Genomic DNA, 21,591 nt, shown 5'->3' on the forward strand with positions numbered 1-21,591 from the left:
GCCTATTCGTAATTCATGACGGTGCTGGCCGTCAGCGTGATCGGACCGGTCAGCGCACTGAACGCCGACCCCAGCACCAGACCCTGGTAGATGTAGGTGACAGTGACCTTCAACGGAGCGCCGGAGGAGGTGCCCGACGATTGATTGATCGTGACGGTCGGTGTGGTCGCGGTGCCGCCGGTGAGCAGGCGGTTCTGCAAGTAATTCTGCGCCACGGTGGTGATCTGCGCGGGCGACAGTTGCGGCACGCGCACCACCACGCCGGCGCGCGCGGCCTCGCGGCTGGCATTGATGAGAACGGCCTTGTCGCACAGCAACAGGCTGGTGTCGATGATGCCGAACAGCACCATCATCAAGAATGGAAAGACCAGCACGAATTCGAGCGCGACCACGCCGCGCTCGTTGCCGACGAGCGTTCTGCAGTCACGCGCCCGGTGCGCGCGACGGTGCGACAGCCAGTCGGCCAGGCGTCTCATTGCACCGGCTCCGCCGAGGCCAGCGGATGACTCTGGAGCATCGCGGTGGGTACCGGGCGCGTGGCCTGCGCTGCGCCGTCGGTTGGCTTCGTCTGGCGCGCGGCCAGCGCATCGCGCACGCGGTGGTAGAAGCGAAGGTTATCGTCGACCGAGGATGCCGGCAGATCGACCAGCAGGATGCGTCGCGCCGCATCGTCATTGCCCAGCAACCCATAGGCCAGCGCGAGATTCTGGCGCGCCTGGCGCGGCGTGTCGGACAGCCCTGCAATATCGAGCAGCACGTTGGCGCCCGCGCGCGGCTGGTTGTCGAGAATCAGCGATAGCCCGAGGTCGATGCGCAGCCCCTTGACGTATGGCCACGTCTGCAGCCCGACGCGGTAGACCTTCTGCGCCTGGGCGTGGCGTCCCTCGAGATCGAGCACGGTGCCCAAGCCTTCGACCGCCAGCGGGCTGTCGGCGTGATGTACCACCAGGTCGCGGTATCGGCGCTCGGCATCGGCCAGACGGCGCTGGCGCAGCGCCACGCGCGCCAGCCCGAGCTGGGGCGCAAAGGCCGCCGGCGCCTGCTTCGCGGCGCGCTGGTATAACACGCGGGCCTGCTCGAGATCGCCGGCCGCGTATTTGGCGTCGGCCAGGCCCAACCCGGCGGCCAGCGAGTTCGGATCGGCCTGAAGCGCTTTCTCATACAGCGAAGTCGATAGCGGCACGTCGTCGGCCGCCAGTGCGCTGTCGGCCAAACGCAGGTCGGTAGCGCGGTCGGCGCCGTCCTGTGCGGTTACCGGCTTGATATCCAGACGGGGGCCGGCGCAGGCGGCCAGCAAGATGGCGGCCAGCGGCATCAGCAGGAGCGTTCGGGCGCGCGTGGCGTAACGATTCATTTGAATACCTCGATCAAACGGATCACCGCGGGGCCGGCCGAAATCAAGCCGACCGTCGGGAGAATGAAAAACATCATCGGTAAGGTGATCTTGGTCGCCAGCTTGGCGGCCTTTTCCTCGAGCGCGGTCATTTGCGCCATGCGCTCGGTGCGCGATAACTGGCGCAGCGATTGCGTGATCGGCGTGCCATAGCGCTGCGACTGGATCAGGGTCGAGACCAGCCCGCGCACCGACGGCAAGCCGATGCGCTCAGCCATGTTGCGCAGCGCCACCGCGCTGTCGCCGCCGATCTGCAGCTCGTCGGCGGTCACCCCGATTTCGTCGGACAGCGGCGGGCAAATGTTTTTGAGCTCGCGCGCCACGCGCTTGAGGCCCACCACCAGACTGTTGCCGGCGTTGGTGCAGATCACCAGTAAGTCGAGCGCGTCGGGCAGCGCCGAGCTGATCGCGCGCTGGCGCCCCTTGATGCGCGAGTTCAGCACGATCTCGGGGATCATCATGCCAAGCATGAAGGCGGCAAGCAGCAACAGCACGCGGAAGATGAAGTACTTGCCGAACACCGGCAGGTGCGGCCCCAGGGCGATCCCGCCGAGCCCGAGCAGGGTGCCGGCCGACAGTTTGCAGCCGACCAGGATCGAGACCGCGCGCCGGTCGCGAAAGCCGGCGCGCGTGAGCTTTTGAGCCAATTGAGTGCGCTGCATCGCGTCGAGCATCGGCACCTGCTCGCCAAGCAGCGCGAAGCGTTGCGCGAATGCTTGCCGCACGTTCTCCGGGCGCAGCGGCGCCTCGGTCTTTTGACTGGCTCCGACACGCGTGACGGCGTGGCGAGCCCGCTGCGCGATGCGGCGGCGGCGGCTGCCGGGCCAGCGCAGTACCAGGCCGATGCCGGCGATCAGCAGGATCAGCAGCAGCAGGTTGCGCGCGAGTTCGGGCGAGATTGAGGTCATCGCGATGTATCCAGCTTGGCGATCTTGTTGATCATCGCTAGCCCGATCGCCATCAGCACACTCGCCAATTCCAGGATGTGGTGGCCCAACGGCTTTTCGAACAGCAACGAGATATAGGGGCGGTCGATCAGGTACAGCAGGCCGACGATGGCAAACGGCACCGCCGAAATGATCTTGCTGGCGATACGCCCTTCGGCGGTGAGCGCCTTGGTCTTCATGCGGATATCGCGCCGTGTGCGGATGATGTTGGCCAGGTTTTCCAGCGTTTCACCGAGATTGCCGCCGGTTTCGCGCTGCAGCAGCAGGCAGACCGCAAAGAAGGAAAAGTCGGCGATCTGCACGCGCTCCACCGCCTTGTCGAGCACGTCCTTCAGTTCGGCGCCCAGCCGCAGGCTGTCACCGATGATGCGAAAGGTCGAGCGCACCGGCTCCTCGGTTTCGTCGCCGGCCGTACTGATGGCCTGCACCGCCGGGATGCCGGCGCGCACCGCGCGGATGATCAGATCCAGGGTGTCGGGAAAGACCGCCAGAAAGCGCGCGCGAAAACGTGCGATCAGCGCGCGGTAAGCCAGGCGCACCGCCAGCACGGGCACGCCGAGATAGAGCAACGGCCGGCACCAGCCCGGCGCACCGCTCAGTGCCACCACGGTCACCGCCAGCATCAGTCCGACGAACGCGCTCAGGTAAATCAGGCGCATGCCGGCAGCGCCGCTGACGGTGTGCACGCGCTGCGCGTGACGCTGCAGCCAGGCCTTCAGCGCGCCATGATCGGCGGGGCGCTCGAACAGTTCGACCTCGGCCCCGGGCGTGGGTGCGGGCTTGTTGACGATGAGCGTCTGCCGCATGCCGCGCATGCGTTCCTGCACACGACGGCGGGGCCGGCGGCGCAGCATGTCGCGCAGCGCCGAGACGATCAGACCGACGATCACGATCGAGAAGAACCCCGCGGCCGTGACGATATCGACGGGGGTCATGGGCGCATTGCCTCCAGCAGTGCTTCCTCGAGGCCATAGTATTGTGCGCGCGTGGCGAAGGCCGGCCGCAGCGCCGACGACTCGAAGGTTCCCTTGACGCCTTCCTGGTAGGCGCTGGCATCGTAGCGAAAGGCAAACAGATCCTGGGTGATGATCACGTCGCCCTCCATGCCGGTGACTTCGGTGATGCGCGTGACGCGCCGCATGCCGTCGCGCATGCGCTCGATTTGCAGAATCAGGTGGACCGCGCTGGCGATCTGGCGGCGGATCGACAGCAGCGGCAGGTTGCCGTTGGCCATCATGACCATGCTCTCGAGCCGGGTAATGGCGTCGCGCGGCGTGTTGGCGTGGATCGTCGTCATCGACCCGTCGTGGCCGGTGTTCATCGCCTGCAGCACGTCGAACGCTTCCGGGCCGCGCGTCTCGCCCAGGATGATGCGGTCGGGCCGCATCCGCAGCGCGTTGCGCACCAGATCGCGTTGCGAGACGCCGCCCAGCCCCTCGCTGTTCTCGGGGCGTGTCTCAAGGCTGACCACATGCGGCTGCTGCAGCTGCAGCTCGGCGGCGTCTTCGATGGTCACGACGCGTTCGTGTTCGTCGATGTGATGGGACAGCGCATTGAGCAGGGTGGTCTTGCCCGAGCCGGTGCCGCCGGAGATGACGATATTCAGGCGGCAGGCGCCGGCGATTTTCAGCAACTGCGTCATGGGCGCCGACAGGTTGCCCTGCTGCGCCATGCGCGTAAGCGTGATATTGCGTTTGGAAAATTTACGAATCGAGATCGACGCACCGCGCAGCGCGATCGGCGGCAGCACGACGTTGACCCGGCTGCCGTCGGCCAGGCGGGCATCGACCATCGGGCTGCTTTCGTCCACCCGGCGGCCGACCGCCGCGGCGATGCGCTGCGCGACATTGATCACGTGCGCATTGTCGCGAAACTTCATCGGCGTGAGCTCGAGCCGGCCATGCCGTTCGGCATATACCTGGTCGGGGCCGTTGACGAGGATGTCGGTTACCGACTCGTCGGCCAGCAGCGGCTCGATCGGCCCGACCCCGAACATATCGTTGAGGATCTCGTCGACGATCAGTGTCTGCTCGCTCGGCGTCACATTCAACTGCTCGCGCAGCGCCGCGTCGGCGGCGGTCGCCTCGATGCCCGCGCGAACCTCGTCGCGCGTTTTCATCAATGCGGCCGACATATTCATCGAGGCAAACACGATCGCGCGGATCGCCTTGAACTTGTCGGAGCGAATCAACGCTTCGTGGCCGCTGGGTGCCGGCACGGGGTTGGGGATCGACGTGCCGGTGGCCGGCGTTTTCGCCGCCGGCGCCGCTGCGGGCGTGCTGGCCAGCACGGACGAAGCCGGCGGGGTGTTTTTCAGGCCGAACATTACGATGCCCTCCGCCGGCCGGTCAGCCGTTTGTACCACGGCGCCGCGGCGTCGTCCTGCAGGGAGGCTTCACTGCCCGTGAGGTTGCCGGCGATCTGCCCGATGGCGGCCAGGAATGCCTTGCCCTGGCGCTGCGAGACCGGCTCGCTGAGGTTTTCCGCGCGGGCCAGGGCTTTGGGCGCATATGGCACGTCGTGTACCGTGGCGCTGCCCAGTGCGCGCTTGAAATCGTTGTTCTGGACGCGATCCGGCACCGGTTCCTGCGGGTGATTGAGCAGCAGCGAGACGGTCGGCTCGCCGGCGCGATCCTCGATGAAGCGGCTCAGGCGCGCGCACTCGCGCGCGGCATACACGGAGCGCTCGGCGACGATATAGACGTGCTTGGAGGCGTCGAGCGCCTCCTCGACGATGCGCCCGGAGCGGCCCGGCAAGTCGAGCAGGACGTAGTGGAAATGGTGCTTGAGAAAGCTCAGTATGTCGCCGATCGCGCCCGCCCGCACCGGCAAGTCGGTGCCGTAATCGAGTTCGGCCGAGAGTACGAACAGGCGGTTACCCTGGTTGGTCATGGCGCGCTCGAGCAGCGGCGCATCCAGCGGCTGGTTGTCGCGCAGCAGATCGGCCAGCCCGTTGTTGGTGGCCATGCCGAGCAGGGCGTTGGCGGCCCCGCCGTACAGATTCAAATCGACGTAAGCGATGCGGCGATGGGTATGTTCGACCAGATAGCGGGCCATCGACACCGCAAGGGTCGTCACGCCAACGCCGCCGCGCACGCCGATGAAGCTGATTGCCTTGCCGGTGCGCATTCTGACACTGGGGTCGCTGGCCGTGAGGGCGCGCTGCAGCAGCGGCACCGTGAGCGGTTTGACCAGATAGTCCTGCACGCCGATTTCGAGCAGGCTGCGGAACAGGCCGACGTCGTTGCGATCGCCCACCACAATGACGTTGACCGACGGATCGCACGCCTCGGCCAGTCGCGCCAGATCCGACAGCGGCATCGCGGAGCCGGAGACATCGACCATCAGCAGGCGAGGGGAGCGTTGCGCGGCGTGCAGCAGTTCGACGGTGTCGTCGAGCGAACCGGTCTGCACGTGCGCGCTGGTCATCGCCTGGTCGGCGACCAGGCTGCGTACCGCATCGGCGCTGCCCTTGTCGGCCATGACCGCGATGAAGTCGACCGACAGGACATCGGGCTTGCGTTTGGGGCGAAGGAAGTCGGCGGCGTTCATACGGGGGGCTTTATCAATGTCCGGTGCCGTTCGAGGCGGCGGGCGAGGCAACGGTCGAGGTCGCATTGAGCGGCATGACGCGGCCTTCCTGGTAGCGGCGCACTGCCGCGGCGGCGGTGTTGGCGTCGACGCCGCCGTAGGGCCGCGGGGCGACCAGATCGGCCGGGCGCGCCAGCATGGCGGCAAGGTTGCTGTAGGTGGCACAGCCGAAGGCCATGCCCGGGCGGCCCACGCCGGCATCGACCAGGTGCGAGGGCTGTACCAGTTTGGCGCAATCGGGCGGCACGGCGTGCTGCCCGTCATAGCCGATCACCGACACGTCGGGCATGCCCAGCGGCGGGTGCGTCGACATGCAGCCGAGCAGCGAGAGCGGCAGCAAGGCCACGGCAAGCAGTCGAAACGACATGAGCTCAGTCTCCAGATAACGTCAATAAACAAAACCGGCGGCCCCGGCCAGGCGCGGGTTGTCGCCGGCCAGCGGGTCGATGCCGACACTGCGCTGCAGCACATATTCGATATCGCTGCTGGGGCGCGTGACGTTGTCGATCGGCTGGCTCAGGCGGCCCGGGCCGGTCGGACGCACGATGTAAGGCGTGACGATCACCACCACTTCGGATTTGTTGTTCTGGTAATCCTTAGACGAGAACAGCTTGCCGAGCACCGGCAGCTTGCCCAGGCCGGGCAATTCGGACAGTACGTCACTGGTATTGCTTTGCAGCAGTCCGCCGATGGCGAAGCTCTGGCCGCTCGAGAGCTCGACCGTGGTCTCGACCCGGCGTACCGTCAGCGCGGGAATTTTCAGCGTGCCGGTGGTGATGCTGTTGTTCGGGTCGATCTGGCTGACCTCCGGGCGCACTTTCAGGCTGATGCGGTTGTCGGCCAGCACGGTCGGCGTGAAATCGAGCGACACGCCGTACGGCTTGAACTCGACCGTGATCGCGCCGTTCTTGTCCTGCGCGACGGGCACCGGGAACTCGCCGCCGGCCAGGAAGCTGGCGGTCTGGCCCGACATCGCCGTCAGGTTCGGCTCGGCCAGCATGGTCAGCAGCCCCTCCCGGTCGAGCGCGTCGAGAATGCCGTCGATACTCGTGTGGGCGGTATGAAAGCCGCCCAGGATCGAGAATGCGCCGGAGGTCGATGCGCCGGGGAACTGGGTGACGCCGTTCGCGCCGATGGCACTGCCGTTGAAAATACCGCCGATGAAGTTGCCCGTGCTGCCCAGCGCGCTCCAGTTGATGCCGAGCTGCTGCGTGACGTTGCGATCCACTTCGGTAATGCGCACCCGCAGATGAACCTGGATCGGCTGGGCCAGCGTCAGGCGATTGATCAGCGTCTCCTTGGTGCGCAGGAACGGCGTCAGCGATTGCACCACGGCGTCGGCGTCGGCCGCGCTGGGCACCTGGCCGGAGACTTCCAGCGAGCCCGGCGCGCCGCTTACGCGCACCTGCATTTTGGGAAAGCGCGCATCGAGCATGCGCTGCAGCGATTGCGTGTCGGCGCTGACCACGATGGTCTCGTGCAGGATCGTGCGGTTATCGGCGCCCAGCGCATACAGTGTGGTGGTGCCGGCCTTCTTGCCGAGCACGAAGACGGTTTGCGGCGTCGGCACGTGAACGTCGGCGACCGCCGGGTCGGCCACGAATACCGCCTTGGCCGGCGCGGGCAGACGAAGCAACTGGCCGCCGCCGGCGGCGATCGCAAGCGATGGCGCCATCCCGCCCGGCGGGGTTGCACCGGCCGGCGCGGCGGCATGACCAAGCGGCGCCAGCGCCATGCTTGCCGCGATGACCCCCATCCCTGCGCAGCGACGAATCGAACCCAACAAGCGCGACATAGCAAATTTCCTGTCAATTCCAACGGCCGGCGGCGGTAGAGCTCCTACGCCGGCAACTGAGCGATCAATGAGGTAAAGGCACCGGCATCGGCGCCGGACCCGGCGCGCTCGCGCCGGCCGCGGCGGTGCTGGGCGCACCGCTCGCCGCCGGCGCACTGCCGGCATCCGATGTCGTGGAGCCGCGGTAGACGATGACCTGCGCCGTGCGAGCCTGCCTGATGCCGCCGTGCCCGGCAGGTGCGTCTTCACTGCGCAGCGCGCGCGAGACGTCGCCGGCCCAGACCGGCGGGGTCTGCGGCGGCGCCTGGGCGGGCAGCGGCTCGCGGTCGCGCGTGGCGAAGCTGCGCAGTGCCAGCGACAGTGTGCCGAGGTGCGATGCCACGGCCACCACTTGCGCGTTGCGCGGCGTGACTTCGAACGTCACGGTGCGGGCGCTGGAATTCGGTTCGGCAGCATGCGATACGGTGTCGGCGGCATCGGATTTCGGGCGCCGGAACGCCGAGCCGACCGCCAGCACGCGCACCCGGTTGACCACGGTTTCGGCCTCGACGGCCCGCTGGGGCGGCGCACTCTTGCCGCCGGGGCCGCTCAGTTGCTGGGTGAGCAGCACGTCGACGTAATCGCCCGGCTGGATCAGGCCGGCATTGCTGGAAACGTCGTTCACGGCAACGGAAATTGCCCGCATGCCGGGGCTCAGGGCGGCGGCCAGAAAGCCGGGCGCGTCCGGCGTAATCACGTCGCTCAGGCCGAGCGGCTTGCCGGCCGGCGTAGCACGGCGTAGCACCGCGCCCTTGAGATCTTCGCCATGCGCCTGCGCCTGGACCAGTGCGCCGGGCGGCACGTCCCGATGGGGTATCTCCTTCCAGCCCAGATCGCTGTCGCGCAGCAACAGGCCCTGGGGCAGGTCGGCGGCGGCCACGCGCACGCGATCCATCGCCGCCGGCTTGGGCGGACCGGGGTGCGAGGCGGCAATATAGAGCGCGCGCAGCACGAAGGCGCCGGCGGCCGCGACAATCAACAATCCCGCAATTTTCAGAAAGCTCGACATAGGGGCAATCGCAGGAAAAAGGTTAAGCCCGTGACACGTGGGGCAGTAGCGGCATCCACACCGCGGCCAGACCGCCTAGCGCAAGTGCCACGCCGTATGGCACGCCGCGCGCCGGGGCGAGCGGCCGCAGAAGGCTCGGCAGGCGCGCTTCAGAGACGCCGTAGCAGGCGCGAATCGCCAGCAGCGCCAGGCCGAGGACCAGGCCCGACAGGGAAACGATCAACAGGACGGGGACCGCCAGCAGCGGGCCTGCCCATAAAAAGATGGCTGCCGCGAACTTGGCATCCCCTCCGCCAAGCCAACCGAAGCGGAAAAACAGTGCGCACAGCGCCAGCACAAGCGCGCCCACCCCGAGATGCCCGAGCAGCTCGGCGCGTGCGGCGTGCGACAGCAAAACGAGGACGACATACAGCCCGGCCACCGCGAGCACCGCGCCGTTCGGCAGGCGCCGCGCGCGCAGGTCGAACAGCGCCAGCGCTATGAGCGCCACGCAAGCGACCAGACGCACCAAGTAAAGCATGGCAACCACCTGAAATCATGAGAGTCGGAAAGGGGCGCCGCCGACAGCGCGCCGCCCCGCCCGAAAAGTGCGAGCGATCGACTCGCTCGCCATACCGAGTTACATCGCCGCGGTGATTTTTTGCATCAGCGTGGTGAACAGGCCCGGCAAACCGCCGGTGCCGCTCAATATTGCGCCGGCGGCGACCACGGCCACCACCACGATGCCGGCGAGAACCGCGTACTCGAGTGCGGTGACGCCGCGCTCGTCATGGGAGAGTGATTTGATGAATTGCAGCATGGAGTCCTCCATTCGATCAGTGTGTGGCAATGAAACTCGCCTCGGTTTAGCATCGGCTGAATTAGGGGTATCTAACTCACCATAAACATCATCGGCAGCGCCGAACTTTTCTTTAGTGGTTTCGCAAATGAATTTGACGAAACGCAAAGCCGGCGACTCGATAGCCCCTGCCATGCCAAAGGGGGGTAAAAAACACCTACAAAGAACATCCATAAACACCTACAAAAAGCGCTGGAAAGCGGTTTTTACAGAGGTTCATCGAGCCATTGCAGAATAGCGCTGCCGAGGCTTGCGCGATCGGTCGATATGAAGTCAAAACAGTGATCAATTTGTGGCATGTGCGGGGCCGTGCATGGCGCCACACGCGCGGCGCCGCACGACCACGAGTTCGAGGGCTTGCGTCGAGGCCGCGGCCGAGTATGATGCCAAGGGTAAACCTCAACATCGTGCATGCCGCCGTGGCCGCGTGCACTCCGGCGCCAAGCGCCAATGCATGGGAGCAACAGATGGCAGGCAGCAAGATGAGTGGTGTCGATCGATTGCCGGGCGCGCCCGCCAGGCGTTCGCAACCTCCGTCACGATCTGCCTGCGAAAGACGCGCGAGCGCAAGACTGGTTCGGCCGCATTAGGAGCTCGGCGTGCGTGCTCTGTTCGGCCTGCTGCTGGGCTATGCGATTCTGATCGCCGGCAATAGCCTGCTGACCACCCTGGTGTCATTGCAGCTGCTGCACGCCCAGTGGTCGTCGCTGACGGTCGGGCTGGTGCAATCGTGCTACTACGTCGGCTTTATTTTTGGCGCACCGGTTGCCGGGCGCCTGGTGACGCGGATCGGGCAGCACCGCGCGTTCGTTGCGTTCGGCGCGCTCGGCGCGCTCAGCGCGCTGGGCTTCGCGCGGTTCGATGCGCCTGCGGCGTGGGCGCTGCTGCGCACGGTTTCCGGCGTCAGCATGGTGTTTATCTTCACCTCGCTCGAGAGCAGCATCAATACGGCGGTGCAGAATCGCGAACGCGGCCGGGCCTTCGGCACTTACCTGGTGGTGACTTATGTGGGGGTGAGCGCCGGGCAGTTCCTGCTGGGCACGACTCAGGCCGCTGGTGCGTTGCAATGGCTGATGGTGGCTGGCCTGCTGGTGGGATCGGTGATTCCGGCGGCGCTGTTGGGAAGCTGGATCGTGCCGCAGGCCGAATTGCCGGCGGCGCCGGCGGTGAATACATCGAGCATTCCCGCCGGGCATGTGGGGGCGGGTCCGTTGCCGGCGCCGCTGCCTTCGGCGCGCGCCCAGGCGCGCGCGCTCGACGGACTGCGCGAATTGTGGGACGCCGCGCCTCGCTGCGTACCGGCCAGTGTCATCGCGGGCGTGCTGTCGAGCGCGTTCTACGCGATGACGCCGGTTTATCTGACGCGCATCGGCTATGGCAACGCGGCGATCGCACAGGCGATGGGGATCGCGTTGATCGGTGCCTTGCTGGCCCAGTGGCCGGTGGGGCGCTGGTCGGATTTCAGCGAGCGCCGGACCATTCTGTGCGCGTTGGCATTGATGACCGCGCTTGCCAGCGCGGTGCTGGTGGTGGCGCGCTCGCATGTCGTCGTCGACACGACGCTGTTTGTTTATGTGGCGCTGATCTTCTCTCTGTATGGCGTGATCGTGTCGGACGTGAACGACCGGATCAACCCCGGCAAGCGGGTGGCCGTCAGCGCCGCCTTGCTGCTGACGTTCTCGCTCGGCGGCAGTGCCGGCCCGGCCATCGCCGCAGTCTGCATGCGCGTGCTCGGCACCGGTGGCCTGTACGTGTTTACGCTGGCGGTGACCGCCGGGCTGGCCTGGCTGATGCGCCCGCGCCGAACCCTGGCCGCGGCGGTGTAACGTTCTCTGAGCGCCTGCGCCGGCCGTCAGCCGCGATAGCCCATCGCGCGTGAAATTTCCAGCGCGCGCGCCTGCACGTGCGGCGCAAATTCCTTCATTTGTTTTGGGCTGAGCCGTTCGATCGGGCCGGAAATGCCGAGCGCGGCAATCGGCTGGTCGAGGCCGTTGAAGACTGCCGCGGCGACGCCGCCCACGCCGTCACGCCATTCGCCGCGATTGATCGAATAGCCCAGGCGCACGACCTTGCGCAATTCGTCGTGCAGGACCGGCAGTGCGGTGATGGTCTGCGGCGTGTGCCGCACGAGCCGATCGGCATAGCGCTCGAGGTAGCCTTCCGGTTGGTAGGCGAGCAAGGCCTTGCCGGTGGCCACCGCATAGGCGGGGCCGCGTCCGCCGACCATCGAGTAGGCGCGGATCGGCTGCGCGCTGTCGATTTTTTCGACGTAGACCACGTCCAGTCCGTCGAGCACCGATAGATGGACCGTTTCACCGGTCAGTTCGGCAAGCGCGCGCATCGCAGGCAGTGCGACCTTGCGCACGTCGAGCTGCGCGAGTTGACGCGCGCCGAGCTCGAACAGGCGAATGGTGCCGCGATAGCCGCCGGACTGCTCGTCCTTGACCACGTAGCCGGCATGCATCAGCGTCTGCAGCGTACGGTGCGTGTTGCTGCGCGTGAGGCCGACGCGCGTGGCCAATTCGTCGATGGTCCTGGGCTGGTGCGCGACGTCGGTGACGGCTTCGAGCACCATGAGCCCCTTGAGCAGTGTCTTGTCCATGGGGAGGCGTCCTGAGGGTGCGGCAGTCTAGCACGGCAGGCAGAGCGTATAGAGAAACCAGTTCCATCTGCCCCCCGGTAGTGCGCACCGCTGCCGCCGTCGACAAATCAGGTCGGATCGTATTGCGTGCGCACCGGCCTCGCCATACCTAGCGCCGGGCCGCGGCTTTATACACTGCGGCTCGCTCGCACTTGCCTACGGCGACTACTACAACGATCAACTCGCTGTCACGTACTTCGTAGACCAGGCGATAGCCTGCGTTGCGCAATTTGATCTTGTAACGATTCGCATGTCCGCTTAACTTCGCGCTGGGCACGCGCGGGTTGGCCAGCCGCTCGCCTAACTTGGCCTTGAAGTGTTCCCGGGTCGACGCATCGAGTTTGCGCCATTCCTTCAGTGCCTCGTCGAGAAAGCCCAGCTCAAAGCTCATCGAGCGTTACTTTGATGACTGGTTGGTCGGCGCGAGCATCGGCGATGACATTCAACTCCATGTCTTCGATTTTTTCCATCAACGCTTCATAAGCTTGCGCCGGCACGCAGTAGAAGGCCGGTTCATTGCGATTGAGAATCGCAACCGGCAGCCCGTCGCCAGCGGCTACGGTCCCCATGGGGTTGCGCTTGAGCTCAGAGACGCTGGCGGTGGTCTCGGCGAGAATACGATGTGGCATGATTTTTAATCCGTGCTTTTAATGGTGCTGATTGTAGCACCATTAAAAGCATTTTTTTGTGCTGGCCAGCCGCGCCACCGCCCTTCATGGCATTGCCGGCATTGACCTCGACTCACTTGTTTGCAAGTCCCCGCGCACCACGACCAGCGTGGCGATCAGCGCGAGCAGCGCGCCGGCGGCCAGCCAGGCGCCAGGCATAGCCTTGTTGCCGGTAGTGTGGATCAGCGCCGTGCAGATCGCCGGCGTGAAGCCGCCGAAAATCGCCTGGGCCAGACTGTAGGCCAGCGAGAAACCGGTGCCGCGCACATTGGCCGGGATGATCTCGGTGAGCGTGACCACCAGCGAGGCTTGATATGTCGCGTACAGCACGGCAAACGCCACTTCCACCAGCAGCAGGTTGCCGAACGACGGAGCACCGATCAGCCAGCGCATCATCGGATACGCGGCCACGGCGATCGCCAGCGACGCGCCAATCAGCATGGGGCGGCGGCCGACGCGGTCGGAGACGATGGCCATGACCGGAATCATGGTGAAAGTCGTCAGCGCCACGCAGATCGTGACCCAGAAGGTGTCGATCGGCTTGAGGCCGAGTTCGACGCGGCCGAAGGTGGGCGTGTAGGCGGTGATCAGATAGAACATGATGCTGGTAAGGGTGACCAGCAGCATCGACCAGAAGATGATCTTCCAGTTGGCGCCCAGCGAGCGGAACAGTTCGCCCGCGCTTTGCCGCTTTTGCGCTTTGAAGACGTGCGACTCTTGCACCGAGCGGCGAATCCAGAACAGCACCGGAATGATCCCGCAACCGAACAGAAACGGAATGCGCCAGCCCCAGGCCAGCATCTGCGCGTCGCTCAACGAAAAGCGCAGCACCACGCCCAGCACGGCTGCCAGCAACACCGAAATCTGCTGGCTGGCGGACTGCCACGAGACGAAGAAGCCACGCCGGCCCGGCGGCGCGATTTCCGACAGGTACACGGAAACGCCGCCCGATTCGGCGCCTGCCGAGAAACCCTGCAGCAGGCGCCCGAAGATCACCAGCGCGGGCGCAGCGATGCCGATAGCCGCGTAGCTGGGTGTGAGCGCGATCAGCAGCACGCCGATCGACATCAGGCTCAGGGTGACGATCAGCCCGGCGCGCCGCCCGTGGGTATCCATATACGAGCCAAGCACGATGGCGCCGAGCGGGCGCATCAGGAATCCCATGCCGAAGGTTGCCAGCGACAGCATCAGGGAGACGAACGGGTCGTGCGCGGGGAACATGGCCTTGGCGATCGCCGACGCATAGAACCCGTACACCATGAAATCGTACATCTCGAGGAAATTCCCGCTGACCACGCGGAATACGGCGCCGGCGCTGGCTTGTCTGGTCGATTGCGTCTGCATCACTGTCGATATCTCCTGGTTATAAGCATGCTTTCATTGAATCCTATTATGTAGGACGCGTGTTTTATATTTTGGTTTACAGGATACTGGCACCGTTGCACAATACGAGTCAAGCGGCAATTGCGGCAGTCATCAAATCAACAGATGAGGATCGAGATGGAAGCACCACTGCAGGGCATTAGGGTGATCGAGTTCTGTAACGTCGCCGCAGGACCGTATTGCGGCATGTTGCTGGCCGACATGGGCGCCGACGTGATCAAGGTCGAGCATCCGGGCGGTGGCGACACGCTGCGCGCGTGGCCGCCGATTTCCGATGGCTTCAGCGAGAATTTCGCCTCGCTCAACCGCAACAAACGCTCGGTCACGCTCGACCTGAAGGCGCCGGCGCAGGCTGCACAGGCGCGCGAACTGATTCGTACGGCCGATGTGGTCATCGAGAACAATCGCCCTGGCGTGATGAGCCGCCTGGGGCTGGGCTACGAACAAGCCCGGGCGCTCAACCCACGTATCGTGTATTGCTCGATTTCTGCTTACGGGCAGAGCGGGCCGCGCGCGCAGGAGGGCGGCTTCGATCTGACGGTGCAAGCCATGAGCGGCATCATGAGCGTGACGGGCGAGCCGGGCGGCGCACCGGTCAAGTGCGGTGTGCCGCTGGCGGATTTTTCGGCCGGGCTGTATGCGGCGTTCTCGGTCGTCTCGGCCCTGCGCGGTGTTGCCACGAGCGGGGAGGGCACGCATATCGACGTACCGATGCTGGGTGCGACGCTGGCCATCGCGGCGCTGCAGACCTCGGAATATTTCGGCACCGGCAACGACCCGGTGAAGCTCGGCTCGGCCCATCCGCGCAATGCGCCTTATCAGGCCTTCAAGGCGCGCGACACGTATTTCGGCATGGCAGCCGGCAACGACGCGCTGTGGCGTGCGGTGTGCGAGGTGATCGGGCGCCCCGAGCTGGCGGGCGACGCGCGCTTTACCAGCCCTACGCTGCGTGCGCGCCATCAGGTCGAATTGCGCGGGTTGCTCGAAGACATCTTCGCCGCGGCCGACGCCGTGCAGTGGCTCGAGCGTTTTCGCGCCGCCGGGGTGCCGTGCGCGCCGATCAATACGTATTCGGAAGTGCTGGCCGACGCTCAGGTCGAGCATATGGGCTGGGTGCAGCCACTGACGCTGCCAAACGGCGTCGCAACCAGGACGTTCGGCTCGCCGATCCGCTTTTCCGGCCAAACGCCGGCCATCCGCCTGCGTCCGCCGGCGCTCGGCGAGCACAACGAGGCGTTGCTCGGCGACCTGGTCGCAGCAGCTGCCGCTCCTGTCACGGAGGACCAGGCATGATCCTGACGATCGACAGGCAGACGACCCATTGGTCGATTACGCTGAACCGGCCCGACAAGCTCAATGCGCTGTCGGCGGAGATGGTCGAGGCGCTGATCGACGCGCTCGATACCGCGGCGGCGGCCCAGGTGGCGGCAGTGTCGCTGCAGGGAGAAGGACGCTGCTTCAGCGCCGGGTTCGATATGAGCGGGGTCGAGCAGCACAGCGAAGGGGATTTGCTGCTTCGCTTCGTGCGCATCGAACAATTGCTGCAGCGCGTGGCCGGCGCGCCGTTTCTTACGGTAGCGCTGGCGCACGGGCGCAATTTCGGCGCGGGGGTCGATCTGATCGCCGCATGCAATCTGCGCGTGGCGGCCCCCGGCACGACGTTCAGGATGCCGGGCCTGCAGTTCGGGCTGGTGCTGGGCTCTGCCCGTCTGGCGCGCATCGTCGGTGTGCGCGAGGCCCAGCGTCTGCTGGAGACCTCGGCGACGTTCGACGTCGAGCGCGCATTGCGCAACGGTTTTATCGAACAGGTGGCGGCGCCCGAACAGTTCGCCGAAGTGCAGGCCGAGGCCGTGGCACGCGCCACGGCATTGCCGGCGGCAAGCCGCGCGCAGTTGCTCGCCGTGCTGCGCGCATCCGAGTTCGCCCAGGCCGACGCCGAACTCGCCGCGCTGGTGCGCTCGGCCGCCGTGCCCGGGCTCAAGCAGCGCATCGATGCCTACCGCCATCCGGCCGGCGCGGGCCAGGCGGGCACCGCGTCGACCCCGGCCCAACGTTCCTAGATCGCAAGGAGCTCCCATGAGTTCAGGTTTCCCCGACAAAGACAAGCGCGTGACGCTGGAAGCGCTCGCGGCGCTCGTGCCCAATGGCGCATCGGTCGCGCTCGGCGGCAGTTTCCTGCATCGCGGCCCGTTCGCTTTCGTGCGCGAACTGATCCGCCAGGAAAAGCGCGAGCTCGAAATCATCAAGCAATCGCCTGGCTATGACATCGACATCCTGTGCCGGGCCGGCGTGGCTGCGCGCGCGCGCTGCGGCATTGTCGCGATGGAAGGCAATTTCGGCCTCGCGCCGCATTACCGCAAAGCGGTCGAGCGCGGCGCGCTCGCGCTGGAGGAGCATGCCTGCGCGAGCCTGACGGCCGGGCTGCGCGCGGCCGCGTTCGGCGTGCCGTTCCAGCCCTGCGGCGGTCTGCACGGTAGCGACCTGACGCGCATCAACGGCTGGCAATGCATCGAAGACCCCTACGGCAGCGGCGAGAAGACCTGGGTCATCCCGGCCATCACGCCCGACTTTGCGGTGCTGCACGCCAGCAGCATCGACCGGGACGGCAACGTGCGCATCGCCGGGACCTATCATTGGGACCGCATCCTCAGCCGCGCGGCCAAGAGCGTGCTGGTGGTCGCCGAGACGGTATCCGACGAAGACTTTGCCAGGCAGCCGGAGTTGACGGTCGTGCCTTATTTCATGGTGCAGGCTTATGCGGTGCTCCCGGGCGGTGCCTGGCCGGGTTCGTGCTGGCCGGCTTATGAGATCGACTACCCGGCGGTCGAGGCGTATCTGTCCAATGAACCCGGCGCGCTCGAGGCCCACCTGGCGCGCGCACCGGAAGCAAGGAGCGAGCATCATGCATGAGCAAGAATGGTCGGGCTTTTCCTATATCGTGACCAATCTGGCGCGTTTCATTCGCCCCAACGAGATCACCTTCAGCGGTGTGAATTCGACCTTGCCGATGCTGGCTTGCCTGATGGCCAAGCGGGCCTATGACTGGAACTTCGTCTACATCAACGTGGCGGGCGGGGTCGATCCGAGTCCGTCGTCGGTCCCGCTGTCGAGCTCCGATCCGGTGCTGGCCGAAGGCTCGGCGTCGATTTTTGCCAACGAGGATTTCTACGATCTGTGCACGCGCGGGCGCATGGATTTGACCTTTCTCGGCGCCGCGCAGCTCGACGGCGCGGGCTGCGCCAATAACTCGTGCATCGGCGAGTGGGCGCACCCCAAGGTGCGCCTGCCGGGCGGCGGGGGCGGCGCGGTAATGCTGCCGACCGCGCGGCGCGCATGCACGTGGCGCACCGAACACTCGCGCCGCACGCTGGTGGAGAAGCTCGATTTCATGACCTCGTGGGGCGGCATGCATGGCGTTGCCACGCCGATTGCGGTGTTCGTCAAGCGTGATGACCGGCTGGCACTGCAATCGTGGCATCCCGCCTCGAGTCTGGCGGAGGTGCGCGAGCGCACCGGCTTCGAGTTCGATGCCACCGGTGCGACGCCCACGCCGCTGCCGACCCCGCGCGAGCAGCAGGCGCTGCACTCGCTCGATCCGGACGGGCAATTCGAGCGCGACGCCGCCATTCGTCTTCGGTGAGCGCCATGCGGATTCCCACGATTCTCGAAGCCAGCGAGCCGCCCGCAACGTTGGCGCACGCAATGGCAAGCTACTGGCGTGCCGCGCAGGTTCAGTCGTTGACGGCGTTGAGCGACGGCGAGCGCAGCCTTACCTACGCGCAGCTCGAGGCGCGTACGGCACACCTGGCGACGGCGCTGCTCGCGCGCGGCGCGGCGCCGGGCGACGTGCTCGCGATTACGATGCGGCGCTCGCTCGACGCGGTGTTGTTGCTGCTGGCGAGTATTCGCGCCGGCATGTGCCCATGCGTAATCGAACCGTCGCTGCCCGGGCAGGAGGTCGGCGAACGCCTGACACTGGTCGACGCCCGATGGCTCGCGTTCGATGACGAGCATCGAGCGCTGGCCGACGCATTGACGTTGCCCGGGCTCGACGCTTTCGAGCTCCACGCGTTGGCTACGCCCGACACGCTGGCAGATGCCGCAACGGCCGAGCGGATGACCCATGCGATCGCGCCGGACACTCGCGCGCTGCTGCTGTTTACGTCGGGCAGCACTGGCCGGCCCAAGGCGGTTGAACTGACTCAGGCGGCGCTGCTGAACAATGCGCTTGGGGTGATCGCGCACAGCGAACTCGGCAGCACCGACCGCCTGCTGCACGTGATGCCGATCTATCACACCAACGGCCTCAACAACCAGTTGTTCGCGCCGCTGCTGGCCGGGGCAGGCGTGGTTTTCGCCGAACGCTTTCGTGCCGAGCAAATGCCGCAGCTGATGGCGCGTCACCGGCCGACCATCATTACCGGCGTGCCGACAATGTACTCACGGATGCTGGCGCAGCCGTTCGAGGCGCAGGCACTGGCCAGTCTGCGCATGGCGCGCTGCGGCTCGGCGCCCATCACCGAAACGCTGCACCGGCAGGTCGAGGAGAAACTCGGTTGCCCGCTGGTGGTGTCGTATGGCTTATCGGAGGCGACTTGCACCAGCGCGATGAATCCGCCGGCGGCGCGCCGCATCGGCTCGGTCGGCACGGTGCTCAACGGGCAGTGCGTGCGGTTGCGCGAAGCGGACGGCTCGCTCACCGACGTGCCGGGCCGCGAGGGTGAGATATGCATCGGCGGGCCCAGCCTGATGGCCGGCTACCTGGGTGCGCCCGATGCCACCAGCCGCGCGGTGGTCGACGGCTGGCTCGGCACCGGCGACCTCGGTCGTTTCGATGAAGATGGTTACCTGTATGTGACCGGGCGCATCAAGGACGTCATTATTCGTGGCGGCGAGAATCTCTCGCCGTTGCTGATCGAAAGCGTGATCGTCAGCCAGACGCGCGTGGCGGCCTGCTGCGTGGTCGGGCGAGCCGACCGCGATCTTGGCGAGGTGCCCGTGGCGTTCGTCGTGCGTGGTGGTGAAGTCTCGGTCGACGCCGCCCAGGTATGCGACGCGGTGCGCCGCAAGCTGTCGCGCATTTACGTCCCGCAAGAAGTGTTTTTCGTGCCGGCGTTGCCTGAGACGGCGGTGGGCAAGGTCGACCGCAAGGTGCTGGCCGCGCGGGTCGCGCGGGGCGTCGCGGCCTGACCCCGGGCGGTGCTCACACGGCGTCGCGCGACAATGCGCGGCGACCGTGGTGCTGTTGGAGCTCGAGCAGCCATACTGCCAGTTGGTCGCGATCGACCAGAACGCACTGTGTGGCGCGGGCCAGTTTGGCCGCGCCCGGGGTGAAATAGCGGTTGGTCACCACCATCGCATGCGTGCATCGATAGGGCGCCTTGCCGGCCACCGCATCACTGACCGCGGTGCGCGCGACGTTGGCATTTTGTCGCTTGCACTGTATTGCATAGCGGGCCTGGGCCCGGTGCGCGACGATGTCGACGCCCAGGTCGCCGGAGCTTTGCGTCACGCGCGTATCGAAACCCCGGTGGGCCAGCAGGCGCGCGACATAGTGCTCGAATTCATGTCCGCTCATGCGGTCGATGTCGGCCAGCCGAATGGCCCGTTGACGGCGCGCCCGGCGCCAGGCGCCGACCAGTTTGCCGGCACCCCAGCCCAACCCCAGCAAAGCCAGTGCCGCAACGGCCAAGCCCGAGGCGACGGGCAGGGCGTGTGCGGCAAGCCGTTCGAGCGTCGGCAGATGCCGGTTCACGACTGCCGCCACGGCCAGCAGCGACAGTACCGAGACGGCCGATCGCAGCGATGGTCTGGATCGTTTCATGCCTCGGGACTTGCGATGGGCCATGACGGGGATGCATAGAGAAGTCGTCGGGGGGAGAAAAATACTACAAAACGGCTTGCGGAGGGGGAGTGTTCGCGTCACCGGGGTGAGTTTCGACCGGCCGGGACGGCCTGTCGCCCTGGGACTGCGCATCCGGCGGCGCGACCACGGTGCCCTGATGAAACACGATGCGCCACGCGTCGCCGTCGCGCCGCCAAATCGTTGCGCGACGCGTAGTGCGTTCGCCTTGCCGTAACGTATAGGTCAGCAGAAAATTGTCGGGGGCGATTTCGAGGCAATGAAAACCTTCTGCTTGCCACAGGTCGGGCGTCGGATTCGCATGCCGCGCCAGCACGGTGTCGATCACATACTTCCGGCTGTAGCGTCGCCCCGACGCGCCGACCTCCCAGAATGCCGCGTCGGTCATGCGCTCGAGAGCGTCGCGTGTCGTACCGAACTCGGGGCGATGAAAGATCGGCTCGCGCCGAACGAGGGCGTCGAGCACGTCCGTCAGTGCGGGATCGGTGGCGAGGATGGGTTCCATGTTGTCGGGGGCAAATGAGCGAGGCGAACCGAAGCATGCTACGTAACCTGTCGGCGGCACGCAACCCGCTGGCGGAAAGCCGGTTCGGCAGCTCCACGCGTACCGCGCGAGCGTGGCGCAAATCCAGGCCGCGATGACTTCACTGCGGCGCATCGAGCCAGTGACTTTGATATCGGAGGCAGTGGCGCTAAGATCGTCCTCACGGCGACACCTGGCCCGGCGCCAGGGTTTGGCGAAAACATCAGGAGGTAAAGTCATGGCAGGACCGCTCAAGGAGCATTTCGATACGCTGGCACGCTACAACGAATGGGCCAATACCCGCTTGTTCGAAGCGGCAGGCGATCTTCCCGATGCCGATTATCGTGCCGACCGAGGGGCTTTTTTCAAGTCGGTGCACGGAACGTTGAACCACCTGCTGGTAACCGATCGCGTCTGGATGCGGCGCTTTACCGGCGAGGGCGATGCACCCGACCGGCTCGATGCGATTCTGTGCGAAGCGTTCGACGAGTTGCGCGGTGCGCGCGAGATCGAAGACGCGCGCATCGTTCGCTACGTGAGCGGGCTCGACGACGCGGCCCTGGCTGGCGCCATTACGTACCGCCGGGTGTCCACGCCGGAGGTGGTGACGCAGCCGCTCGCGCCGGCTCTCGCGCATTGGTTCAATCACCATGCGCACCACCGCGGCCAGGTGCACGCCTTATTGACCGGGTTCGGCCGACAGGCGCCCGAGCTCGATCTTCTTGTTTTTCAGCGGATGGTCGCCAAAGGACTGCTTTGAATGACCGGACGATGCGTGGCCAGGTTCGTCCGTCCCGACCTGGTGTCGGCATTGATATGCGTCGTCCGGATGCGTTACCCCAGGTCTGCGGGATGTTTTCGTAGACCGAACGATTTTTCTTTCCATCGCATCGGGTTTGGC

Annotated in this window: 24 protein-coding genes; 7 read left to right on the forward strand and 17 right to left on the reverse strand. The window is 66.0% G+C overall.

The features are described from left to right. Window positions 1–2: 2 nt before the first annotated feature. From PATSB16_RS07710 to PATSB16_RS07760, 11 genes are all read right to left on the reverse strand, one after another. Entirely contained in the window at window positions 3–476 is a 474-nt protein-coding gene (locus tag PATSB16_RS07710; RefSeq protein WP_083566723.1) for a TadE/TadG family type IV pilus assembly protein, read from the reverse strand. Then, window positions 473–1,354 (reverse strand): tetratricopeptide repeat protein, encoded by an 882-nt coding sequence (locus tag PATSB16_RS07715; RefSeq protein WP_047213561.1) that lies wholly within the window; start codon window positions 1,352–1,354, stop codon window positions 473–475. The genes PATSB16_RS07710 and PATSB16_RS07715 overlap by 4 nt, the downstream gene beginning before the upstream one ends. After that, complete coding sequence (locus PATSB16_RS07720) at window positions 1,351–2,301, reverse strand: type II secretion system F family protein (RefSeq protein ID WP_156884652.1); 951 nt, start codon at window positions 2,299–2,301, stop codon at window positions 1,351–1,353. The genes PATSB16_RS07715 and PATSB16_RS07720 overlap by 4 nt, the downstream gene beginning before the upstream one ends. Beyond that, window positions 2,298–3,275 (reverse strand): type II secretion system F family protein, encoded by a 978-nt coding sequence (locus tag PATSB16_RS07725; protein WP_047213563.1) that lies wholly within the window; start codon window positions 3,273–3,275, stop codon window positions 2,298–2,300. Before PATSB16_RS07725 ends, PATSB16_RS07720 begins: the two co-directional genes overlap by 4 nt. Beyond that, on the reverse strand, window positions 3,272–4,666 hold the full coding sequence (locus PATSB16_RS07730; protein ID WP_072628623.1) for a CpaF family protein: 1,395 nt from the start codon (window positions 4,664–4,666) through the stop codon (window positions 3,272–3,274). Before PATSB16_RS07730 ends, PATSB16_RS07725 begins: the two co-directional genes overlap by 4 nt. Further along, window positions 4,666–5,892 carry a CpaE/TadZ family protein gene (locus tag PATSB16_RS07735; RefSeq protein WP_047213566.1) on the reverse strand — a complete coding sequence of 409 codons (1,227 nt, stop codon included), beginning with the start codon at window positions 5,890–5,892 and terminating at the stop codon, window positions 4,666–4,668. The genes PATSB16_RS07730 and PATSB16_RS07735 overlap by 1 nt, the downstream gene beginning before the upstream one ends. Window positions 5,893–5,905: 13 nt before the next feature. After that, complete coding sequence (locus tag PATSB16_RS07740; RefSeq protein WP_047213568.1) at window positions 5,906–6,298, reverse strand: CpaD family pilus assembly lipoprotein; 393 nt, start codon at window positions 6,296–6,298, stop codon at window positions 5,906–5,908. A gap of 21 nt (window positions 6,299–6,319) precedes the next feature. Next, a complete protein-coding gene (locus PATSB16_RS07745; protein ID WP_047216376.1) occupies window positions 6,320–7,666 on the reverse strand; it encodes a type II and III secretion system protein family protein in 1,347 nt (448 codons plus the stop codon). Between the two features lie 124 nt (window positions 7,667–7,790). Further along, window positions 7,791–8,774, reverse strand: a complete 984-nt coding sequence (gene cpaB, locus PATSB16_RS07750; RefSeq protein ID WP_052892615.1) for a Flp pilus assembly protein CpaB — start codon at window positions 8,772–8,774, stop codon at window positions 7,791–7,793. 22 nt (window positions 8,775–8,796) lie between these two features. Then, window positions 8,797–9,294 carry an A24 family peptidase gene (locus tag PATSB16_RS07755; RefSeq protein WP_047213569.1) on the reverse strand — a complete coding sequence of 166 codons (498 nt, stop codon included), beginning with the start codon at window positions 9,292–9,294 and terminating at the stop codon, window positions 8,797–8,799. Between the two features lie 99 nt (window positions 9,295–9,393). Next, on the reverse strand, window positions 9,394–9,573 hold the full coding sequence (locus PATSB16_RS07760; protein ID WP_047216378.1) for a Flp family type IVb pilin: 180 nt from the start codon (window positions 9,571–9,573) through the stop codon (window positions 9,394–9,396). Between the two features lie 638 nt (window positions 9,574–10,211). Here PATSB16_RS07760 and PATSB16_RS07765 point away from each other — a divergent pair. Continuing rightward, a complete protein-coding gene (locus tag PATSB16_RS07765) occupies window positions 10,212–11,438 on the forward strand; it encodes an MFS transporter (protein ID WP_052892616.1) in 1,227 nt (408 codons plus the stop codon). Between the two features lie 26 nt (window positions 11,439–11,464). On the opposite strand, the gene PATSB16_RS07770 is transcribed toward PATSB16_RS07765, so the two are convergent. From PATSB16_RS07770 to tcuC, 4 genes are all read right to left on the reverse strand, one after another. Beyond that, a complete protein-coding gene (locus PATSB16_RS07770; RefSeq protein WP_047213571.1) occupies window positions 11,465–12,214 on the reverse strand; it encodes an IclR family transcriptional regulator in 750 nt (249 codons plus the stop codon). Between the two features lie 148 nt (window positions 12,215–12,362). Next, window positions 12,363–12,644: a type II toxin-antitoxin system RelE family toxin gene (locus PATSB16_RS07775; RefSeq protein ID WP_047213572.1), complete on the reverse strand. Its 282-nt coding sequence runs from the start codon at window positions 12,642–12,644 to the stop codon at window positions 12,363–12,365. Continuing rightward, window positions 12,634–12,882: a type II toxin-antitoxin system Phd/YefM family antitoxin gene (locus PATSB16_RS07780; protein ID WP_047213574.1), complete on the reverse strand. Its 249-nt coding sequence runs from the start codon at window positions 12,880–12,882 to the stop codon at window positions 12,634–12,636. Before PATSB16_RS07780 ends, PATSB16_RS07775 begins: the two co-directional genes overlap by 11 nt. 84 nt (window positions 12,883–12,966) lie before the next feature. After that, window positions 12,967–14,265 carry a tricarballylate/proton symporter TcuC gene (gene tcuC, locus PATSB16_RS07785; protein ID WP_047213576.1) on the reverse strand — a complete coding sequence of 433 codons (1,299 nt, stop codon included), beginning with the start codon at window positions 14,263–14,265 and terminating at the stop codon, window positions 12,967–12,969. A 156-nt stretch (window positions 14,266–14,421) separates the two neighbouring features. On the opposite strand from tcuC, the gene PATSB16_RS07790 reads away from it, so the two are divergent. From PATSB16_RS07790 to PATSB16_RS07810, 5 genes are read left to right on the forward strand one after another with little or no spacing between them, the layout of a single operon-like run. Next, window positions 14,422–15,597 (forward strand): CaiB/BaiF CoA transferase family protein, encoded by a 1,176-nt coding sequence (locus PATSB16_RS07790; RefSeq protein ID WP_047213577.1) that lies wholly within the window; start codon window positions 14,422–14,424, stop codon window positions 15,595–15,597. Further along, entirely contained in the window at window positions 15,594–16,364 is a 771-nt protein-coding gene (locus PATSB16_RS07795; RefSeq protein WP_047213578.1) for an enoyl-CoA hydratase/isomerase family protein, read from the forward strand. The genes PATSB16_RS07790 and PATSB16_RS07795 overlap by 4 nt, the downstream gene beginning before the upstream one ends. 16 nt (window positions 16,365–16,380) lie before the next feature. Then, window positions 16,381–17,214, forward strand: coding sequence for a CoA transferase subunit A (locus PATSB16_RS07800; protein WP_047213580.1), 834 nt, complete (start codon window positions 16,381–16,383; stop codon window positions 17,212–17,214). Then, on the forward strand, window positions 17,207–17,944 hold the full coding sequence (locus tag PATSB16_RS07805) for a CoA-transferase subunit beta (RefSeq protein WP_047213581.1): 738 nt from the start codon (window positions 17,207–17,209) through the stop codon (window positions 17,942–17,944). Before PATSB16_RS07800 ends, PATSB16_RS07805 begins: the two co-directional genes overlap by 8 nt. Before the next feature lie 5 nt (window positions 17,945–17,949). Next, window positions 17,950–19,494 (forward strand): class I adenylate-forming enzyme family protein, encoded by a 1,545-nt coding sequence (locus tag PATSB16_RS07810; protein ID WP_052892617.1) that lies wholly within the window; start codon window positions 17,950–17,952, stop codon window positions 19,492–19,494. A 13-nt stretch (window positions 19,495–19,507) separates the two neighbouring features. Here PATSB16_RS07810 and PATSB16_RS07815 read toward each other — a convergent pair whose 3' ends face one another. Together PATSB16_RS07815 and PATSB16_RS07820 are read right to left on the reverse strand one after the other, a co-directional pair. After that, on the reverse strand, window positions 19,508–20,128 hold the full coding sequence (locus PATSB16_RS07815; protein ID WP_052892618.1) for a restriction endonuclease: 621 nt from the start codon (window positions 20,126–20,128) through the stop codon (window positions 19,508–19,510). 64 nt (window positions 20,129–20,192) lie between these two features. Then, window positions 20,193–20,672: a nuclear transport factor 2 family protein gene (locus tag PATSB16_RS07820; protein ID WP_072628624.1), complete on the reverse strand. Its 480-nt coding sequence runs from the start codon at window positions 20,670–20,672 to the stop codon at window positions 20,193–20,195. Window positions 20,673–20,928: 256 nt separating this feature from the next. Here PATSB16_RS07820 and PATSB16_RS07825 point away from each other — a divergent pair, with 256 nt between their 5' ends. After that, window positions 20,929–21,450, forward strand: a complete 522-nt coding sequence (locus tag PATSB16_RS07825; protein WP_047213582.1) for a DinB family protein — start codon at window positions 20,929–20,931, stop codon at window positions 21,448–21,450. Window positions 21,451–21,591: the final 141 nt, after the last annotated feature.

Origin of the sequence: Pandoraea thiooxydans (genome assembly GCF_001931675.1) — a bacterium.
Classification (GTDB): Bacteria; Pseudomonadota; Gammaproteobacteria; order Burkholderiales; family Burkholderiaceae; genus Pandoraea; species Pandoraea thiooxydans.

Excerpts from the sequence above, each read along its gene's own strand:
- PATSB16_RS07825 (WP_047213582.1), top strand. The coding sequence starts at position 20,929 with ATGGCAGGACCGCTCAAGGAGCATTTCGATACGCTGGCACGCTACAAC.
- PATSB16_RS07735 (WP_047213566.1), bottom strand. The coding sequence starts at position 5,892 with ATGAACGCCGCCGACTTCCTTCGCCCCAAACGCAAGCCCGATGTCCTG.
- PATSB16_RS07820 (WP_072628624.1), bottom strand. The coding sequence starts at position 20,672 with ATGGAACCCATCCTCGCCACCGATCCCGCACTGACGGACGTGCTCGAC.
- PATSB16_RS07725 (WP_047213563.1), bottom strand. The coding sequence starts at position 3,275 with ATGACCCCCGTCGATATCGTCACGGCCGCGGGGTTCTTCTCGATCGTG.
- PATSB16_RS07740 (WP_047213568.1), bottom strand. The coding sequence starts at position 6,298 with ATGTCGTTTCGACTGCTTGCCGTGGCCTTGCTGCCGCTCTCGCTGCTC.
- cpaB (WP_052892615.1), bottom strand. The coding sequence starts at position 8,774 with ATGTCGAGCTTTCTGAAAATTGCGGGATTGTTGATTGTCGCGGCCGCC.
- PATSB16_RS07755 (WP_047213569.1), bottom strand. The coding sequence starts at position 9,294 with ATGCTTTACTTGGTGCGTCTGGTCGCTTGCGTGGCGCTCATAGCGCTG.
- PATSB16_RS07720 (WP_156884652.1), bottom strand. The coding sequence starts at position 2,301 with ATGACCTCAATCTCGCCCGAACTCGCGCGCAACCTGCTGCTGCTGATC.
- PATSB16_RS07730 (WP_072628623.1), bottom strand. The coding sequence starts at position 4,666 with ATGTTCGGCCTGAAAAACACCCCGCCGGCTTCGTCCGTGCTGGCCAGC.
- PATSB16_RS07780 (WP_047213574.1), bottom strand. The coding sequence starts at position 12,882 with ATGCCACATCGTATTCTCGCCGAGACCACCGCCAGCGTCTCTGAGCTC.
- PATSB16_RS07745 (WP_047216376.1), bottom strand. The coding sequence starts at position 7,666 with ATGGCGCTGGCGCCGCTTGGTCATGCCGCCGCGCCGGCCGGTGCAACC.
- tcuC (WP_047213576.1), bottom strand. The coding sequence starts at position 14,265 with ATGCAGACGCAATCGACCAGACAAGCCAGCGCCGGCGCCGTATTCCGC.
- PATSB16_RS07770 (WP_047213571.1), bottom strand. The coding sequence starts at position 12,214 with ATGGACAAGACACTGCTCAAGGGGCTCATGGTGCTCGAAGCCGTCACC.
- PATSB16_RS07800 (WP_047213580.1), top strand. The coding sequence starts at position 16,381 with ATGAGTTCAGGTTTCCCCGACAAAGACAAGCGCGTGACGCTGGAAGCG.
- PATSB16_RS07805 (WP_047213581.1), top strand. The coding sequence starts at position 17,207 with ATGCATGAGCAAGAATGGTCGGGCTTTTCCTATATCGTGACCAATCTG.
- PATSB16_RS07815 (WP_052892618.1), bottom strand. The coding sequence starts at position 20,128 with ATGAAACGATCCAGACCATCGCTGCGATCGGCCGTCTCGGTACTGTCG.
- PATSB16_RS07790 (WP_047213577.1), top strand. The coding sequence starts at position 14,422 with ATGGAAGCACCACTGCAGGGCATTAGGGTGATCGAGTTCTGTAACGTC.
- PATSB16_RS07795 (WP_047213578.1), top strand. The coding sequence starts at position 15,594 with ATGATCCTGACGATCGACAGGCAGACGACCCATTGGTCGATTACGCTG.
- PATSB16_RS07775 (WP_047213572.1), bottom strand. The coding sequence starts at position 12,644 with ATGAGCTTTGAGCTGGGCTTTCTCGACGAGGCACTGAAGGAATGGCGC.
- PATSB16_RS07810 (WP_052892617.1), top strand. The coding sequence starts at position 17,950 with ATGCGGATTCCCACGATTCTCGAAGCCAGCGAGCCGCCCGCAACGTTG.
- PATSB16_RS07760 (WP_047216378.1), bottom strand. The coding sequence starts at position 9,573 with ATGCTGCAATTCATCAAATCACTCTCCCATGACGAGCGCGGCGTCACC.
- PATSB16_RS07710 (WP_083566723.1), bottom strand. The coding sequence starts at position 476 with ATGAGACGCCTGGCCGACTGGCTGTCGCACCGTCGCGCGCACCGGGCG.
- PATSB16_RS07715 (WP_047213561.1), bottom strand. The coding sequence starts at position 1,354 with ATGAATCGTTACGCCACGCGCGCCCGAACGCTCCTGCTGATGCCGCTG.